The following is a 15,816-nucleotide window of genomic DNA, read 5'->3' on the forward strand; positions in this document are numbered from 1 at the left end:
GTCCAGCTCCGGGCGCCAGATGCTTGGGTCATAAGCAGTCCAGCTATGTGGCAAAAACCGCCACGTCGCTGGATCATCTTATGCCTGTCGCGGGCCCACAGGATATGGGTCACAAAGCCGTTGCCACACGATGTGGCGAACTTAGGCTTTGTTCATTTGTAGCGGCGCCCTCCGCTTTTCTTTGTTGTCCAGACTCCAGCGCCTAGACCCTCGAGTCGCTTCAGTCCTTAAGTTAAAGGCAAAGAGCGCCTTTATCTTAAGGCCCTCCAGCGCTTTTCGGGTCTACCAGGCGCTTACGCTTTTCTCTTTTGTCCAGACTCCAGCGCCTAGGGGCTCGGGTCATAAGCCAGCCGCCCCTGACCAGGCGCTTACGCTTTTCTTTGTTACTGCGTATCTTCTTTATAATCACATTCTGTACATTGAATCTGTACACCTTTTTTCAGTTTCTTCTCAACTAGCGTACTTTCACATTTCGGACACGGTCTCGTAATTGGCTTATCCCATGAAACGTATTCACACTCCGGATATCTATCGCAGCCATAAAATATACGTTTCGTTTTGCTCTTCCGTTCGACGACCTGTCCTTCTTTACATGTTGGGCAAGTTACACCGATTGGTTTGATAATGGCTTTCGTATTGCGGCAATCCGGAAAATCGGAACAGGCCATGAACTTGCCGTATCGACCCAATTTATAGACCATTGGGGAACCACATTTGTCACAGTCTTCACCGGCTGGTTCATCTTTAATTTCGATTTTTTCCATCTCTGCATCTGCGATTTGCACATGCTTTTCAAAATCGCCATAGAAGTTGCCAATAACATTCTTCCATTTAATCAGACCATGTTCTACATTATCAAGTTCTTTTTCCATTTGAGCTGTAAATTCAAGGTCGATAATATTAGGGAAGTATTGATCTACAGCCTGGTGAACGATACCGCCAAGTTCTGTCGGAAGAAATCTTTTCGCATCAAGGACCACATATCCACGTTTTTGAATTGTGTCGAGCGTCGGTGCGTACGTGGATGGACGACCTATTCCCTGCTCTTCAAGCGTCTTGACCAATCTCGCTTCCGAGAACCTTGGTGGCGGCTGCGTGAAGTGCTGTTTGGGATCGATTTCACTAAACTTCACTTGTTCGCCTTCTTCAAGCGGCGGGAGGATACGGTCTTTCTCCTCTTCTTTATCATCGTTACCTTCAACATACACTTTCATGAACCCTTGGAATTTAACTTGCGAACCGTTCGCCCTGAAGCGGACATCACCATTCACAAGATCGACCGCAACCGTGTCGAGTACCGCTGGTGCCATTTGACTGGCGACGAGTCGTTCCCATATGAGTTTGTAAAGACGTAGTTGATCCCGTGACAATACTGTTTTCATAGCAGCCGGTGGTCGCATAACAGATGTCGGGCGTACTGCCTCGTGTGCGTCCTGCGTTTTTGCGGCGCTACCTTTAGCTACCGGCTTTGATGTTGCTATAAATTCTTCTCCATACATTGTTTCGATGAATGATTTTGCTTCCTCTTTTGCGCTATCGGCAATTCGGGTCGAGTCTGTTCTCATGTATGTAATAAGACCAACTTGACCTTCTTTCCCAAGGTTGATTCCTTCATAGAGCTGTTGGGCAAGCATCATCGTTTTTTTCGCTCGGAAGTTCAGCTTTCGTGCTGCTTCCTGTTGCAAGGATGAAGTGGTGAACGGCAACGCTGGATTTCGTTTACGCTCTTTTTTAACAACATTCGCAATATCGAATGTATCCCCGCTTAATCGGCTTAAGATTGCATCGACCTGTTGTTTGTCTGTAAGTTTCACTTTTTTCTTCGAATCGCCGAAGAACTCCGCTTCGAATGCAGTATCGTCTTTTTCGAATTGACCGGAGATGCTCCAGTATTCTTCAGGGACAAATGCATTGATTTCATTTTCTCTGTCGATAATCATACGTAGTGCGACAGATTGAACCCGGCCAGCGGATAACCCTTTTTTCACTTTTTTCCAAAGTATTGGGCTGATGTTGTAGCCTACAAGTCTATCTAAAATGCGACGGGCTTGTTGTGCATCGACACGATCCATATCGATTGGCCGTGGATTCTTAAATGATTCTTTAATCGCTTCTTTTGTTATTTCATTGAAGACAACTCGACAATCTGATTCGATATCTACGCCAAGCTGATTTGCCAAATGCCACGCAATCGCTTCCCCTTCTCTGTCGGGGTCAGCTGCGAGAAAGATTTTTTTAGCTTTTTTAGCTTCTTTTTTTAAATCTTGAAGAATCGGGCCTTTGCCGCGAATGGTAATGTATTTCGGTTCAAAGTTATTTTCGGTATCTACGCCCATCTGACTGCGCGGAAGATCACGCAAATGTCCAAGTGATGCACGCACTTTATATTTTTTTCCGAGATAGCGTTCAATCGTTTTTGCCTTTGCGGGTGATTCCACAATTACTAGGTAGTCTGCCATTAAGTGTATGCCTCCTTAAAGAGGTTTTGTATTTATTCATCAAAAGAATATCTGTTGCAAAATGTATACCAGTTTTGAGATTAAAGCAACCTTTTCAATGAAAAAGAGTTTTATTCAACCATTGAAAACGAGCGATTCGACGATTTGGAACCCGTTCCACACCGGTCTTGCCCCTTCATCTATCAACCTATTTGGGCCTGCTGACAATAGTGATGTTATCGGCCCGGGAACTGCATAGATATCTTTTCCGTGATCAAGTGCGTGCTCGACCGTACTCATCGTTCCACTTTTATCTGCTGATTCAGTGACAACGACTACTTCTGATAACCCGCTTATGATACGATTACGCATCGGAAAAGTCCAACGTTCAGGGCTTACGTACGGTGGGTATTCTGTAATTAGGAGATGTTTTAGTGCAATTCTGTCCGCTAGCGCCTGATTTTCTTTTGGGTAAAGATGGAACAATCCATGCCCAAGTACAGCAATTGTTTTACCACCGAATTTGAGTGCCGCTACATGCGCCATCGTGTCAGCTCCTGTTGCTAATCCCGATACGATTACGGCTCCATTTTCAACGAGCGGGGGAACGATAAGCGACATTGCTTCTTGTGAATAAACAGTTGCTTTTCGGGCTCCAATAATAGCCACTTTAAATTGTTTAGCAAGTAATGTATGATCCCCTTTTGCATAAAGAATTGCCGGAGGATCGATAAGTACATGTAACTGGTCAGGGTATAAGGGATTTGTGAACGGAATTGGGGTGATTGCATTCCGCTTATATAACGCTTCGTAGGGGGTATCAGCATTACGGTGTAGACTGTCTTTCAATTGACTCGCTTTTAACACCGAGATGTTTAGGATATGAGCAAGTTCAACCGCCTTGTAAACATATAACTTTTCAAGATTGGGGTCTATCTCGTAAAGTCTGTTTAATCTGTTCAAAGGCACCGGAAATACATAGTGGAGCGCTAGCAATCGCCTTTCGGCATCTGTCAGTTCCATCGAATTCCTCCCTTTATAGTAGAAAAAAAAGATGCAGCGCATAAACTAGCACGCTGCATCTATCATATTAATGTGTTTTACACTTTTCGTATAGACCTTTTTCTTTAATTACTTTAATTAAAGTTTCGCCGATAACAGATGGCGTGTCCGCAACTTCAACGCCTGCAGCGTTAAGTGCTTTGATTTTCTCAGCAGCTGTCCCTTTACCACCGGAAATGATGGCACCAGCATGGCCCATACGTTTTCCTTCAGGAGCTGTTTGACCACCGATAAAGCCAACAACAGGCTTCGTCATGTTCGCTTGAATCCACGCAGCTGCTTCTTCTTCAGCAGTACCGCCAATTTCACCAATCATAACAACCGCATATGTCTCAGGGTCTTCGTTGAATTCTTTTAGTACATCGATGAAGTTTGTTCCGTTAACTGGGTCTCCGCCAATACCAACAGAAGTAGACTGTCCGATTCCAGCGTTCGTCAATTGAAGAACTGCTTCATACGTCAGTGTACCTGAACGTGAAACAACGCCTACATGGCCTTTTGTATTAATGTAGCCAGGCATGATGCCGATTTTACATTCGTCTGCCGTGATAACACCCGGGCAGTTTGGACCGACAAGACGCGTTTTCTTGCCTTCCATATAACGCTTAACTTTGACCATATCAAGTACTGGGATATGTTCTGTAATACAGATTGTCATGTCAAGTTCTGCTTCTACTGCTTCTAGAATTGCATCTGCAGCAAATGGAGCTGGAACATAAATAACTGATACGTTTGCGCCTGTTGCTTTTACAGCTTCTTCAACTGTGTTAAAAACAGGAACACCCGCCGCTTCAGTTCCACCTTTACCAGGTGTAACTCCGCCAACAATTTTCGTTCCGTACTCTAGCATTTGTTCTGTATGGAAAAGTGCTGTAGCACCCGTAATTCCTTGTACGATAACTTTTGTATCTTTGTTAATAAAAATACTCATCGTTTGTCCCTGCCTTTCTTAACCTACTAGTTCTACAATCTTTTTAGCACCGTCTGCCATCGTATCTGCAGCGATGATGTTCAAACCTGATTCATTCAATAGTGCTTTACCTTTGTCGACGTTTGTACCTTCTAGACGAACAACAAGTGGCACTTGTAGACCTACTTCTTTAGATGCAGCAATAACACCTTCAGCAATAACGTCACACTTCATAATTCCACCGAAGATGTTGACGAAAATCCCTTTGACATTTGCATCAGAAAGAATGATTTTGAACGCTTCTGTAACTTTTTCAGCCGTTGCACTACCACCAACGTCAAGGAAGTTAGCAGGTGAACCACCGAAGTAGTTAATCGTGTCCATTGTAGCCATTGCAAGACCTGCACCGTTAACCATACAGCCTACGTTTCCGTCAAGAGAAATATAGCTTAGGTCAAATTTTGAAGCTTCGATTTCTTTTGGATCTTCTTCATCATAGTCGCGAAGTGCTTGGATATCTTTATGACGGTATAGCGCACTGTCGTCAAAGTTGAATTTCGCGTCAAGAGCAAGTACATCGTCACCAGTTGTTACAACTAGTGGGTTAATTTCAACAATAGATGCGTCTTTTTCTACGAACACTTGGTAAAGTCCTAGCATGAATTTCGCTGCTTTGTTTACAAGGTGTGTAGGGATGTTCATGTTATATGCCATGCGGCGTGCTTGGAATCCAGTTAAACCAACAACTGGGTCGATGACTTCTTTGAAAATCTTTTCAGGTGTTGCTTCCGCAACTTCCTCGATGTCCATTCCGCCTTCTTCAGAACCCATAAGTGTTACACGGTCTGTTGCACTGTCAAGGACAAGTCCAAGATAGTATTCTTTTTTGATATCAGAACCTTCTTCGATAAGAAGACGTTTGATCTCTTTACCTTCTGGACCTGTTTGGTGAGTCACAAGTGTCTTACCAATCAATTCCTTAGCATAAGCACGAACTTCATCAAGATTTCTTGCAATCTTAACGCCGCCCGCTTTCCCACGTCCACCCGCGTGGATTTGTGCTTTAACTACGATAATGTCTGTACCTAGTTCCTTTGCAGCTTTTACTGCTTCCTCAGGAGAGAAAGCAACAAGACCATTAGAAACTGCTACACCATATTCTCTTAGTAGCTGTTTGCCTTGATATTCATGGATATTCATCTTACATCCTCCATTCGTACTTCTAAGCTATTTAATTTACTGCCTTATCCATTGTAGTAAACATGTCAAACAATGTCCACAATTGAATTCCAAATGTAGAAATTTGTCGAATCTATTTCAAACTTCCGTTATTCTTTTCTCTCCATGTTGACGGTCAATCTGATAAATATAGGCAAACACTTCAGATACCGCTTTGTACAATTCTTCGGGAATCGATTCATTAACATTCAATTGCCCTAAAATTTCCACAAGGCTAGGATCTTCCTGAATAGGGATATTATTCACTTTCGCTTTTTCCAATATATTTTCAGCGATCTTCCCTTTCCCTTTTGCAACTACTTTTGGCGCCCCTGCCGAAAATGGTTCATATGAAAGGGCAACCGCCTCTTTTCGGATATGACGTTCCTCTGTCATATGCGGAAGTCAACTCCTTGCCCATCGATTTTCATCGCTTTTTTCTGTTTCTGCACGTTTTTTTCTTCCTCGGTAAAGTTCTTAAAGAATACACCAGACAATTTATAGCCCGTCGACTCAAGTCCCTCCTTCAATCTTTCCTGAAGAGGTCCTCCGCCTATCGACTTAAGCGTCTCATCTGCATTGAAGACGGTCACCATTACGACCCTGTTCTGGACTTGCATGTCGATAATCGTCTTGTCAATCGAGTCGAGTTCGAGATAAAAAAGAATTCGTGCAAAGTCCGCATCAATCTTTCCATTCTTTTGCATTTGTCCATTCCACTGCAATGTGGCATCGATACGCTTGCCAAAAAACTCGAGTGGAACTTGCATAATCAATTGGTGTTGCACACCGTTTTCCCCCGACTGAAGTAACGGTCCATTCATCCTCGTGACGACCGTTTCTGCCACATCACGAAGAGCTGTCGAGACAGAAGGGTCATGCATAAGGGAAAGTAGTTGGGGTTTTAACGTTTCCGCAAGACGTCCGATATCAGGTTCTTTCCCGAGTAATCCCGCCTCATAATTGAGCCCGAATGAACGTATGACTGTTTGGAGCGCATCTTTCACAGCTTTCCCATCAATCATCGAAGCAACGGCGACTTCTGCTACCTGCACCATTTTCTGGATAGCTGGGTTAGCAGATTGTTCCGCCGTTCGCAGAAGCCCCGCCAACTTCCCAGTTCCTTGTTGACCGAGTAGGGCTAGCAATTGTTCTTTGGGACCTTCTGCTAAGGGACTAGCCTGGAAAGGAGCTGCAACTGCATTTTCAGCCGTTAAGCGCGTTAATACCTGACTGAACTCTTGGACGAAATTCGTTGGCGATTGTGCAATCGGCTGTGCATTTGCAGCACGGTCAATCATTGCCGTGAGCACCGTTTTCTGCTGTGAATTTGTCACCAAATCGGATGAAATCAAAGCTTTTAAATTTTCCATTGGGACCTTCTGTTGGGCTGGCGAAGCCTCTCCAATTTGCTTGAGCTCTGTCAGCACCTGCTGCACAATCCGCGGTGACACTGAAGGCGCTTCGGGCGCGGTAGCAGCCTGCCTATTCACACTTGCGGCGAGAACGTCCTGTGGCCCTACTAGGACTGGTTGTGATGCTGGCAAAGCATTACTTGGACGTGCTGCGCCTTCTCCCGAAATCAATGAAGCGAGCACTTGCGGTAGGTTTGCAAGAGATGTCCGTTCCGGTAAGACACCTGCACTTTTCAGCATTTGCAGGATAGCAAAACGTTCTTCTCCAGGCGCGGAACGATCCAGTAATGTGAGTAGAGATTGACCCAGTAGTGCTCCCCCTGTCGCCTGCGCAAAGGGCTTAGCCATCTTCTCTAGCGCAGTTAAAATAGCATCTTTGACCTGCGGCATGACCGCGTTATCCAGTGCCAACGCATTTCGCAACGAAGTCAAAACACTATGCAAACCTTCTTTCGTTTCGACTCCTAAAAGTGACCGAAAGATATTCTCAGTAAGCGGCAATTTCAGCTCAATCATCTTCTGAAGTGACGCAAGTGCTTCATTACGTGCGGCTGGCGGTACTACTTTTAATAACGCTTCCGCCTCTAGCAAACTATCCCGCGTCATCGGGATTTTATTTTTCATGACGAACGCCAGCAATGCTTGCATTTCTGGTGTCTTTGGCAATTGCATCGCGTCCATTAATCCGCCAAGTTGGCGTGCCTGCCCCTCCGTAGCTTGAAGTGGTCCTGAAATGATTTTCAGTTGCAATTCTGGCTTAACTGCATTTACTTGAAAGTAGTAGGAGTCACCCACTTTCATCGGGACTTCCAGTTTAGCGAATACCTTTTGTCCCCCAATTTGGACTTCAGCCATTTGCCCCGGAAAAAGCTGCTTAATCTGCCCATGGACCATTTGCCCTTCATTTAAGGTCAGCGGTCTATTTGGAACGGCGCCCCCCCCCTGACTTGCCGATACTGCTGCAGTAGGAAAATTCATCGATTTCCCTTCCTCCCCTCCAGCATTGATTTAACAGGTTCGAAAGTTATTCGGTGATGTTCACAAGGTCCATGTGTTTGAAGTGCTAGAACATGTTCCGCAGTCCCATATCCCGCATTTTTCTTAAAATTATACATAGGAAAGTCGTTATGTAAATTATCCATAATGGCATCTCTTGTTGTTTTTGCAATAATCGATGCAGCCGCCACAGCTAAACTCAACGCATCACCTTTAATGACCGATTCTGTAGGGCAATTTGTAGCCAGTTTCATGGCATCCGCAATGACGAAATCAGGATTGACTGTAAGCCCCTTTACTGCCTGTTCCATCGAATCCCTTGTTGCGGCATAAATATTCATTTCATCAATCATATGGGTGGATTGAATATGTGCTGAATAAGCGATAGCGACGATCTTTATTTGTTCTGCAAGCCGTTCCCGTTCTGCCTTTGATATAGCCTTTGAATCATCAAGACCAACAAGTTCCGGTGTTTCTCGCGGCAGAATAACCGCTGCAGTGACCACAGGACCCGCTAACGGCCCTCTCCCCGCTTCATCTACCCCTGCAATCAATGCTCCTTCAAACGGCGCAAATGACTTATCAAACGTTTCTTTCAGCATATGATTGTATTCTATAGCTTTCTGCTTTTCATACTGGCGCTTCCAGCGACTAAGTGCATTTTGCACGCCAGTTCTTGAATCCTGTGCAAGCTCTTCCATCCAGAATTCCGGCTCTTTAACATGCGTCAGCCGTTCCGTAATTTCCTTTATCGTTTTCAATGCAATCACTCTCCATTAACAGACGACTTATCGATCCATCTCTTTGTTAGTATATCGGTTATCTTTGCCACTTTTCGACTCCCATAAAAGAAAAGGCCGATTGCCGCGGAATTAATTCCGTGCCGGCATCGGCCTAGTCATTTTGTGATTGTTCTGCTGTGAAGTCGAAGGTCAGTTTGCCAAGGTATTCGTTGCGAATATCACGGACAACCAACTCTGCCACTTTGTCATAATCGATTTCTCCGCCGACAGTATACACTTTACGAAGTGAACCAATCTTTTCAAAAATTGGAAGGATTTCGTCGCCGACAGTTGTTAGTCCATATCTGTCTGTCAGCCTAGCTGGATAATTTGCCTCTAGGAAACGAAGGCCATATACTGCCAAGTCTTCCATATTGACGATTTTATCCTTAATGGCGCCTGTCAATGCAAGCTTAAAGCCAACTTCTTTATCCTCAAACTTTGGCCACAGAATACCTGGGGTGTCTAAAAGCTCTAGCTCTTTTTCATATTTAATCCATTGCTGGGCTTTTGTAACGCCTGGCGTATTACCAGTTTTGGCAATGTTTTTCTTTGCCAACCTGTTAATAAGTGTCGATTTACCAACGTTAGGAATCCCCACAATCATCGCACGCATGGCGCCTGGACGAATGCCTCTTGAACGCATTCTTTCCAATTTCGGCTCCAAAATCTCTTTTGCAGCTTTTATAACAGTCTGAAGCCCCCTACCCTCAAATGAATTGATGGCAACTGCACGCATTCCTTGCGCTTCAAAATAGCGGATCCAGCGTGCTGTTTCCGTTTCATCCGCAAGGTCCATCTTGTTCAGAATAAGAAGTCTTGGTTTTTGATGAATGACTTCGTCAATCATCGGATTTCTAGAAGATAGTGGTAGCCTAGCATCGATTAATTCAAAAACGATGTCAACTAGCTTCAGCTTTTCAGTTACTTCTCGGCGAGCTTTCGCCATATGTCCGGGAAACCATTGAATTGTCATGTTGTCAGTTCCTCCCGTCAGTTAATAATTCCAAAATCTTTAATCGGCCAAAAAACGACTTTTGTACTCCCAATGATTTCATCGATGGCAACAGCTCCAATATGTCTGGAGTCTTTGCTTTTTCTCCTGTTATCCCCCATGACAAATACATGATCGGCCGGGACAGTTTCGCTACCGATTACCTCTTCAAGCGTGAAATCGCCGGTTAATGGGTTGTCTACGATTTCCCCTTTGTATTGATCGAGATAAGGCTCTTCGAATGGTTCTCCATTAACGTATAAAATGTCATCCCGATACTCTACTTCGTCGCCAGGAAGTCCGATTACCCTTTTTATGTAATCTTTTTCTTCAGGTGCATGGAACACAACAACATCAAACCGTTTTGGTTCTCCGATTGTATAACCAATCTTATTAACAATCATTCGATCACCATTCTCAAGTGTCGGCATCATCGAAACGCCATCGACAACGATTGGTGTAAATAGGAAGACTCGGATGATTGCTGCAAGACCGAATGCGATTAAAAGCGCTTTCACCCATTCCCATGTTTCGTTTTTCTTCTTCTTTTCATCATTCATCGGCAAGGCCTCCTGCTCACTACTGTCTTTATTGTACAGTCTATTCATTTTTGAGGCAAAAAGAAAGGAGGCCGTTTGTGGGCCTCCTGCATTTTTTATCGAAGTTCTTTGATACGTGCAGCTTTTCCGCGCAATTCGCGAAGGTAGTACAATTTCGCGCGACGTACTTTACCACGGCGTATTACTTCAAGTAGTGTGATTTTTGGTGTGTTTACAGGGAATGTACGTTCAACACCTACACCGTTGGAGATTTTACGGACTGTGAATGATTCACTGATTCCGCCTCCACGACGTGATATAACAATTCCTTCAAATAGCTGAATACGCTCGCGCGTTCCCTCTACGATTTTCACGTGCAAACGAACTGTATCTCCTGCACGGAAAGCTGGATGATCAGAACGAAGCTGATCTTTAGTGATTGCTGCAATAATTTGTTGCATAGTTAACCTCTCCCTATCCTCAGGTGCTCTTACACTTCTTGCCTTTGCAGCGGAACATCTGTCAGTATGTACTTACATAGAAGCACATAGTAGATGGTACCACAAATCTCAAGTCGTTGCAAGGTCGTCTACTTATTTGTTTTCTCGTTTTAATTGTTGGAGATACTTTCGTTGATGTTCGGTAAGTGGTGCATCTTTCAGCAAATCTTTTCTGCGTTCGAATGTCCGAAGAAGCGACTGCTGTTCACGCCATTTATCAATTTCTGCATGATTGCCGGATAACAATACATCTGGTACTTCCATTCCATTAAAATTGGACGGACGTGTGTACTGAGGATGTTCAAGCAATCCTGTAGAAAATGAATCGAGCACGGGCGAATCAGCATTACCAAGGACATTCGGCAACAGCCGGACAACACTGTCAATCACAGCCATCGCAGCGATCTCCCCACCCGTTAGAACGAAGTCTCCAATAGATAACTCATCAGTGACCAGATACTGGCGTATACGCTCGTCGTAGCCCTCATAATGACCACATATGAACACGACATGTTCTTCAGCGGATAGTTCTTCCGCTTTCTTCTGTGTAAATCGTTCTCCTTGAGGACACATTAAAATGACACGCGGTGGTTTTTCAAGGCCTTCGGATATAGCTTCGACTGCCGCAAAGAGCGGTTCAGGTTTAAGGACCATACCCGCTCCTCCGCCATAAGGATAATCGTCAACTTTACGATGCTTGCTCGTAGAATAATCTCGAAAATCGGTTACACCAAATGTGACTGCACCGTTCGCCTGCGCCTTTTTCATAATCGAAGAATGAAGAACGCCTTCGAACATTTCAGGAAACAGTGAAAGGACATCGATTTTCATCATGAAAGAAGTCCTTCCATCGGATCAATGATAATTTTCTTGCTAGCTATATCGATTTCTTTAACGATGTCTTCGATATAAGGAATGTAGTGAGGCTTGCCTTTTTCAGGCGTTACCGTCCAAACATCATTCGCACCGGTTTCAAGTATTTCAGTCACTTTACCTAGTTCGACTCCTTCAGTCGTGAACACTGTACAACCAACGATTTCATGGTAGTAGAATTCATTTTCATCCAAATCACCAAGTTGGTTTTCCGGTATCATGAAAATACCGTTACGATATTTTTCAACATCGTTAAGATTTGGATGATTTTCAAATGTTAACAGATCAAAAGTCTTATGCTGACGATGACTTGCCACAGTTAAGTAAATAGGCGTTTTGCTGTCCGGCATGAACAAGGCAAGCTTGTTCCCGACCGTATAGCGTTCTTCCGGGAAATGAGTACGCGAGATAACACGGACTTCTCCACGAATACCGTGCGTATTAACAATTGTACCAACGTTAAACCATTGCATAAAAATCACACCTTCCTTAATTTGAAAAGCGTAAGGCGCCGTTAAGCGCTGGAGGAATTAAGGGTAAAGGCGCTCTTTGCCTTTGCCAGCAATTCTGAAGCGACTCGAGGGGTTGGCGCCTGGAGCTTAGACACCACTGTAAGTAGTGAAATAATACTTTAAACAAAAAAGGAAGGAACATAGGCTCCCTCCTTTTCTGTATCAATCTATAATATCGATGTAAACCTTCTTGCCATGGTGACTGCCTGCTGCTGAGTAAACAATGGTGCGTATCGCTTTCGCAACACGTCCCTGCTTTCCGATAACTTTTCCCATATCTTCGGGATTTACAGATAGTTTATAGATGACACGATTATCGTGTTCATCCATCGCAATCCGAACATCCTCTGGATAATCGACTAACGGTTTAACGATTGTCTCAATCAGCTGCTTCATGTGCACCCCTCCTGATTACTTACCGAGTTTAGCGTTATGGTATTTTTCCATAATGCCTTTGTCGGAAAACAGGTTACGGACAGTATCAGATGGTTTCGCACCCTCTTGAAGCCATTTAAGAGCTAGCTCTTCGTTGATTTTTACTTCAGCTGGTTTTGTAAGCGGGTTGTAAGTACCAACCGTTTCGATTTGACGACCATCACGTGGTGAACGTGAATCTGCTACTACAATACGATAGAAAGGAGTTTTCTTTGCTCCCATACGTTTAAGACGAATTTTTACTGACATTTTTACTTGCACCTCCGAATAGTTTCACACAAGATAGTATATTATCAAGCTTTCTGTTGTTTGTAAAGTGTTTTTTCTTAACACCTTGAAATTCTTTCGAAAATCCGGGATTTCATTTAAAAAATGAATCCAATCCAGGCATTTTCATCTTCTTTTTACCTTTTTGTTGCATGCCGGTCATTTGTTTGACCATTTTTTTCATGTCTTCGAATTGCTTTAATAACCGATTGACATCTTGAATGGTTGTTCCTGACCCTTTTGCAATTCGCTTGCGACGATTTGCATTGATGATTTCAGGTGTATTGCGCTCCGCCGTAGTCATCGATTGGATTACTGCTTCAACGCGCCCCATTTGGCCTTCGTCAACCTTAGCATTTTCGAGACCTTTAATTTTATTGGCACCGGGCATCATCTTCAAAAGTTCGTCAAGTGGCCCCATCTTTTTGACTTGCTGAAGCTGTTCAAGGAAGTCGTCGAGTGTAAATGATTGCGTCAGAAGCTTTTGTTCAAGTTCCTTCGACTTCTCTTCATCGACATTCTCCTGCGCTTTTTCGATGAGAGACATGACATCGCCCATACCAAGAATTCGAGATGCCATACGTTCCGGATGAAACGGTTCCAGTGCATCCATCTTCTCGCCCATCCCGACAAATTTAATTGGTTTGTCTGTAACAGCACGAATGGAAAGCGCCGCTCCCCCCCGGGTATCCCCGTCGAGTTTCGTCAGGATAACGCCTGTTATTCCAACAGTATCATCGAAACTTTTAGCGACATTTACAGCATCCTGCCCAGTCATTGCATCAACAACAAGGAAGACTTCGTCTGGAGTACTAAGATCCCGAATATCCTTCAGTTCTTGCATCAGTAATTCATCAACATGCAGCCTTCCAGCTGTATCAATGATAACGACATCATGATGCTCTTTCTCCGCCTCTGCGAGCGCCTGGCGAACAATTTCAACAGGTGAAATGTCAGTTCCCAGTGCAAAAACAGGCATTGTCAGTTGCTTACCGAGTGTTTCCAACTGCTGAATCGCAGCCGGTCTGTAAACGTCTGCTGCGACAAGAAGCGGCTTTTTATTGTGCCGCTTGCGAAGTACGCTTGCCAGTTTCCCCGTGGTTGTCGTTTTACCCGCACCTTGCAGACCGACCATCATAATGACAGTAGGTGATTTCCGTGCAAACTGGATTGGGTTCTGCTCGCCGCCCATTAGGTTTGTCAGTTCATCTTTAACGATTTTAACAACCTGTTGACCAGGCGTTAGACTCTTCATGACATCATGTCCGACTGCGCGTTCACTTACTGTTTTGACAAACTCTTTGACAACTTTCAAGTTAACGTCGGCTTCAATAAGCGCAAAACGAACTTCACGCATCATTTCCTTGACATCAGCTTCGTCAATTTTACCTTTGCCCCTAATTTTCTGTAGCGTCCCTTGCAGGCGCTGGGCTAATCCTTCAAATGCCATGCACAGAGCCTCCTACTCATGATTTCTTAACGCACTTAACAATTCTTTAATTGTTTCCGATTTTTTATCTGTATCGGTTATGAGCTGCTCAAGATAATCTACAATTTCTGCTCGCTTCTGGAATTCCGAAAATAAATTCAACTTCATTTCATAATCTTCGAGCATCGCTTCCGTCCGACGAACATTGTCATAGACGGCTTGACGCGATACGCCGTATTCACCGGCAATCTCACCTAGTGAAAGATCTTCTAGATAGTAAAGTTGCATGTACAGTCTTTGTTTATCCGTCAAAAGTGACTGATAAAAATCAAAGAGGAAGTTGATGCGTGTCGTTTTTGCAAGCGTCATACGCTTTGCCTCCCCGCTATGTTCTTCCTAAGTCATCATAGTATGACAGTTGTATACTGTCAAGTCATTTTACTTGTCTGTATTATCTTCCTGTTCAAGTCCATCCGCAAAAAGACCGTATACATACTTTTCTGGATCAAACGGTTGTAAATCATCCACACCTTCACCGAGTCCAACGAATTTAACAGGGATATTTAATTTCTTCCTAATAGCAAGTACTATACCGCCTTTTGCTGTACCATCAAGCTTCGTTAAGACTATGCCTGTAACATTCGTTGCTTCTTTGAATGTCTGCGCTTGGATCAATGCATTTTGCCCTGTTGTTGCATCGAGCGCTAGAAGTACTTCATGCGGTGCGCCTTCCACTTCCTTACTGATAACCCGGTGTACTTTTTGAAGCTCATTCATCAAGTTCACTTTATTTTGAAGCCTTCCCGCGGTATCACAAATAAGGACATCCACTTTGCGGTTTTTTGCAGCACGGATTGCGTCGTACATGACCGCGGCGGGATCTGAGCCTTCCGATTGACGGATCACTTCTACTCCAGCACGTTCACCCCAGACAACGAGTTGATCAATGGCACCAGCACGGAATGTGTCGCCTGCCGCAAGCATAACCGTCTTGCCCTCCGCCATCAGTCGCGCGGCCAATTTCCCAATCGTCGTCGTTTTCCCAACTCCATTAACCCCTACCATTAAGATAACAGTCAGACCGTCTTCTTGAATATTCAGCTCGTTGTCAAGTTCTTCGCCAGCTTGGTAGATTTCAACAAGCTTTTCAGAAATGACCGATTGAATACCCGCTGTATCTTTAATGTTTTTTCGTTGCACTTCGACTTTCAGTAAATCGATGAGCTCCATGACTGTTTCAAAACCGACATCCGCCTGTAACAGCAATTCTTCCAATTCCTCGAAGAATTCTTCATCGATTACTCTGAAGCGTGCAACAAGATCATTCACTTTGGATGTGAACTGATTTCGCGTTTTTGATAAACCATCTTTAAATTTTTCTGTTACCGCTTCGTTCGTGCCTGTTATTTTTTCCTTGAGCTTCTTAAAAAAAGACAATTGTAGTCA

General features: G+C 44.1%; 17 protein-coding genes. All 17 read right to left on the reverse strand.

All coding sequences use genetic code 11. The features are described from left to right. Nucleotides 1–383: 383 nt before the first annotated feature. The 17 genes from topA to ftsY all read right to left on the reverse strand — a co-directional run bounded on the left by topA (nt 384) and on the right by ftsY (nt 15,807). Complete coding sequence (gene topA / locus I2483_RS04665) at nt 384–2,459, reverse strand: type I DNA topoisomerase (RefSeq protein ID WP_207174134.1); 2,076 nt, start codon at nt 2,457–2,459, stop codon at nt 384–386. A 114-nt stretch (nt 2,460–2,573) separates the two neighbouring features. Next, a complete protein-coding gene (dprA, locus tag I2483_RS04670; RefSeq protein WP_207174135.1) occupies nt 2,574–3,461 on the reverse strand; it encodes a DNA-processing protein DprA in 888 nt (295 codons plus the stop codon). A gap of 67 nt (nt 3,462–3,528) precedes the next feature. Next, on the reverse strand, nt 3,529–4,431 hold the full coding sequence (gene sucD, locus I2483_RS04675; protein WP_186671256.1) for a succinate--CoA ligase subunit alpha: 903 nt from the start codon (nt 4,429–4,431) through the stop codon (nt 3,529–3,531). Between the two features lie 18 nt (nt 4,432–4,449). Continuing rightward, nucleotides 4,450–5,610, reverse strand: a complete 1,161-nt coding sequence (sucC, locus tag I2483_RS04680) for an ADP-forming succinate--CoA ligase subunit beta (RefSeq protein WP_186671257.1) — start codon at nt 5,608–5,610, stop codon at nt 4,450–4,452. 117 nt (nt 5,611–5,727) lie between these two features. Next, nucleotides 5,728–6,024, reverse strand: coding sequence for an EscU/YscU/HrcU family type III secretion system export apparatus switch protein (locus I2483_RS04685; protein ID WP_207174136.1), 297 nt, complete (start codon nt 6,022–6,024; stop codon nt 5,728–5,730). Then, nucleotides 6,021–8,021 carry a hypothetical protein gene (locus tag I2483_RS04690; protein WP_207174137.1) on the reverse strand — a complete coding sequence of 667 codons (2,001 nt, stop codon included), beginning with the start codon at nt 8,019–8,021 and terminating at the stop codon, nt 6,021–6,023. Before I2483_RS04690 ends, I2483_RS04685 begins: the two co-directional genes overlap by 4 nt. Further along, the gene (locus tag I2483_RS04695) at nt 8,018–8,809 is read right to left on the reverse strand and encodes a ribonuclease HII (RefSeq protein ID WP_481886315.1); all 792 of its coding nucleotides are present in this window, start codon (nt 8,807–8,809) and stop codon (nt 8,018–8,020) included. Before I2483_RS04695 ends, I2483_RS04690 begins: the two co-directional genes overlap by 4 nt. Nucleotides 8,810–8,933: 124 nt before the next feature. Further along, entirely contained in the window at nt 8,934–9,797 is an 864-nt protein-coding gene (ylqF, locus tag I2483_RS04700; RefSeq protein WP_186671261.1) for a ribosome biogenesis GTPase YlqF, read from the reverse strand. A gap of 17 nt (nt 9,798–9,814) precedes the next feature. After that, on the reverse strand, nt 9,815–10,375 hold the full coding sequence (gene lepB / locus I2483_RS04705; RefSeq protein ID WP_207174139.1) for a signal peptidase I: 561 nt from the start codon (nt 10,373–10,375) through the stop codon (nt 9,815–9,817). A gap of 95 nt (nt 10,376–10,470) precedes the next feature. Beyond that, a complete protein-coding gene (gene rplS, locus I2483_RS04710) occupies nt 10,471–10,815 on the reverse strand; it encodes a 50S ribosomal protein L19 (protein WP_207174140.1) in 345 nt (114 codons plus the stop codon). A 132-nt stretch (nt 10,816–10,947) separates the two neighbouring features. Beyond that, complete coding sequence (gene trmD / locus I2483_RS04715) at nt 10,948–11,685, reverse strand: tRNA (guanosine(37)-N1)-methyltransferase TrmD (RefSeq protein ID WP_207174235.1); 738 nt, start codon at nt 11,683–11,685, stop codon at nt 10,948–10,950. Beyond that, the gene (gene rimM / locus I2483_RS04720) at nt 11,685–12,200 is read right to left on the reverse strand and encodes a ribosome maturation factor RimM (protein ID WP_207174141.1); all 516 of its coding nucleotides are present in this window, start codon (nt 12,198–12,200) and stop codon (nt 11,685–11,687) included. Before rimM ends, trmD begins: the two co-directional genes overlap by 1 nt. A 201-nt stretch (nt 12,201–12,401) precedes the next feature. After that, nucleotides 12,402–12,635, reverse strand: a complete 234-nt coding sequence (locus I2483_RS04725) for a KH domain-containing protein (protein ID WP_067211298.1) — start codon at nt 12,633–12,635, stop codon at nt 12,402–12,404. 15 nt (nt 12,636–12,650) lie between these two features. After that, a complete protein-coding gene (rpsP, locus tag I2483_RS04730; RefSeq protein WP_067211301.1) occupies nt 12,651–12,923 on the reverse strand; it encodes a 30S ribosomal protein S16 in 273 nt (90 codons plus the stop codon). 112 nt (nt 12,924–13,035) lie between these two features. Further along, nucleotides 13,036–14,391 (reverse strand): signal recognition particle protein, encoded by a 1,356-nt coding sequence (gene ffh / locus I2483_RS04735; RefSeq protein ID WP_186671264.1) that lies wholly within the window; start codon nt 14,389–14,391, stop codon nt 13,036–13,038. Between the two features lie 12 nt (nt 14,392–14,403). Continuing rightward, entirely contained in the window at nt 14,404–14,739 is a 336-nt protein-coding gene (locus I2483_RS04740; RefSeq protein ID WP_067211307.1) for a putative DNA-binding protein, read from the reverse strand. A 69-nt stretch (nt 14,740–14,808) separates the two neighbouring features. After that, nucleotides 14,809–15,807 carry a signal recognition particle-docking protein FtsY gene (ftsY, locus tag I2483_RS04745; protein ID WP_207174142.1) on the reverse strand — a complete coding sequence of 333 codons (999 nt, stop codon included), beginning with the start codon at nt 15,805–15,807 and terminating at the stop codon, nt 14,809–14,811. Nucleotides 15,808–15,816: the final 9 nt, after the last annotated feature.

The organism is Sporosarcina sp. E16_3 (assembly GCF_017347125.1).
In the GTDB taxonomy this organism is placed as follows: Bacteria; Bacillota; Bacilli; order Bacillales_A; family Planococcaceae; genus Sporosarcina.

What these genes read in the sequence shown, in the direction of transcription:
- topA (WP_207174134.1), bottom strand. Translation starts at nt 2,459, where the DNA reads ATGGCAGACTACCTAGTAATTGTGGAATCACCCGCAAAGGCAAAAACG.
- dprA (WP_207174135.1), bottom strand. Translation starts at nt 3,461, where the DNA reads ATGGAACTGACAGATGCCGAAAGGCGATTGCTAGCGCTCCACTATGTA.
- sucD (WP_186671256.1), bottom strand. Translation starts at nt 4,431, where the DNA reads ATGAGTATTTTTATTAACAAAGATACAAAAGTTATCGTACAAGGAATT.
- sucC (WP_186671257.1), bottom strand. Translation starts at nt 5,610, where the DNA reads ATGAATATCCATGAATATCAAGGCAAACAGCTACTAAGAGAATATGGT.
- I2483_RS04685 (WP_207174136.1), bottom strand. Translation starts at nt 6,024, where the DNA reads ATGACAGAGGAACGTCATATCCGAAAAGAGGCGGTTGCCCTTTCATAT.
- I2483_RS04690 (WP_207174137.1), bottom strand. Translation starts at nt 8,021, where the DNA reads ATGAATTTTCCTACTGCAGCAGTATCGGCAAGTCAGGGGGGGGGCGCC.
- ylqF (WP_186671261.1), bottom strand. Translation starts at nt 9,797, where the DNA reads ATGACAATTCAATGGTTTCCCGGACATATGGCGAAAGCTCGCCGAGAA.
- lepB (WP_207174139.1), bottom strand. Translation starts at nt 10,375, where the DNA reads ATGAATGATGAAAAGAAGAAGAAAAACGAAACATGGGAATGGGTGAAA.
- rplS (WP_207174140.1), bottom strand. Translation starts at nt 10,815, where the DNA reads ATGCAACAAATTATTGCAGCAATCACTAAAGATCAGCTTCGTTCTGAT.
- trmD (WP_207174235.1), bottom strand. Translation starts at nt 11,685, where the DNA reads ATGAAAATCGATGTCCTTTCACTGTTTCCTGAAATGTTCGAAGGCGTT.
- rimM (WP_207174141.1), bottom strand. Translation starts at nt 12,200, where the DNA reads ATGCAATGGTTTAACGTTGGTACAATTGTTAATACGCACGGTATTCGT.
- I2483_RS04725 (WP_067211298.1), bottom strand. Translation starts at nt 12,635, where the DNA reads ATGAAGCAGCTGATTGAGACAATCGTTAAACCGTTAGTCGATTATCCA.
- rpsP (WP_067211301.1), bottom strand. Translation starts at nt 12,923, where the DNA reads ATGTCAGTAAAAATTCGTCTTAAACGTATGGGAGCAAAGAAAACTCCT.
- ffh (WP_186671264.1), bottom strand. Translation starts at nt 14,391, where the DNA reads ATGGCATTTGAAGGATTAGCCCAGCGCCTGCAAGGGACGCTACAGAAA.
- I2483_RS04740 (WP_067211307.1), bottom strand. Translation starts at nt 14,739, where the DNA reads ATGACGCTTGCAAAAACGACACGCATCAACTTCCTCTTTGATTTTTAT.